Here is a 1,327-nt window from a genome sequence, read left to right as displayed (position 1 = left end):
GCCCGGCCCCGGCCGCGCGGTGTTCTCCGTCAGCTCCTTCATGGACAGCCTGCCCGCGGACGAAACGGCGGACGAAGCGGCGGGCGCGGCGACGGACGGGCCGGCGGACGGGCCGGCGGGCCGGCCGGAGGTGTCCGCGCGGGTGTGAGCCGAACCGCGTCCGCATCCGTACCAGAGGCCGGAGCCGGGGGCCCGGCTCGCGACGCGCGCCCGCGCCGCCACGGTGGGTAGCCGGATGTGAACAGGCCGCTTGTCAGTTGTGTCGAGGACGTGAAAGGCTCTGTGCGCTGCCGCGAGGTTTCCCTCAACTCCCCTTTTCCGTTTCGTGAGTTGACCTCGCTCGTGGATGCAGGAGTCCCATGCCCGACCTGCCGACCCCCCAGGACGACACCGAGTCCGCGCTGTTCTCGGAGTGCTGGGACGCGGTGCTCTCGTACGCGGACCTGTGCACCTCCGGCTCCGTGACGGCCCATCAGCTGGCGACCGAGGCGTTCGCGCTCGGCATGCGCGAGATCCGCGCCGCCGCGCACACCCATGTGCGCGGCGCCGGACGGCGTACCGCACGGCTGCCGACGATCCCGGCGCTGCTCACCGCCGTACGCACCACCGCCGCCGCCTGGGAGGCCGGCGGACAGGGCCACCGGCTCGACCCCGACCTGCGGTTGTGGCTCAACTCCGAGAGCGCCGCGCGGTTCGCCGGGCCGCCGCTCGGCCGCCCGGTCGCGCTGCGCGGACTGCGGGACATGCAGGAGGCGGACGCCGCGCTGCTCTGGCTCGCCGAGGTGGAGGCGCTGCCGCTGCCCACCGTGGCCCGCCGGCTCGGCCTGGAACCGGCCACCGTCGCCGACGAACTCGACCAGGTCCGCACCCTGTTCCGGGACCGCTGCCACCGCGCCCACCTCGACTCCCCGCTCGACGCGCAGTGCCGCAGCTACGCCCGCCTGCTGGACGCGGTCACCCGCTCGCCCACCGCCGAGACCCCCGACGACCTCTCCCGGCACCTCGCCACCTGTGTGCGGTGCGCCGAGGCCGCCGCCTGCCTGCGCCTGCACGGCGGCGGGCTGCCCGCGGCGCTGGCCGGGGGAGTGATCGGCTGGGGCGGGCTCGCCTACCTGGAGCGGCGCCGCCGCGCCGCCGAGGTCCGCCTCGGCGCGGGCCGCCCGGGCGCCACCGACCTCGCCGACCCGGAGGAGGGCACGGGCCGCAACCGGGTCCTGCGCGGCGGACTGCTCGCCGCCGCCGTCCTGCTGTCCGCACTGGCGCTCGGCGTGTCGATGATGCCGTTCGGCGGCGGGGTCGTCGCCGGCGCCGCCGAACGGCATCATCG

The 1,327-nt window shown here is 76.3% G+C and carries 1 pseudogene; it reads left to right on the top strand.

Annotated features, from left to right (window positions below):
• Positions 1-359 precede the first annotated feature (359 nt).
• A pseudogene (locus CCN44_RS41830) lies at positions 360-1,327 on the top strand (cellulose-binding protein); the annotation flags it as partial.

The organism is Streptomyces tricolor (assembly GCF_002155905.1).
Taxonomy (GTDB): domain Bacteria; phylum Actinomycetota; class Actinomycetes; order Streptomycetales; family Streptomycetaceae; genus Streptomyces; species Streptomyces tricolor.
This window is presented reverse-complemented; position numbering and strand designations above follow the sequence as displayed.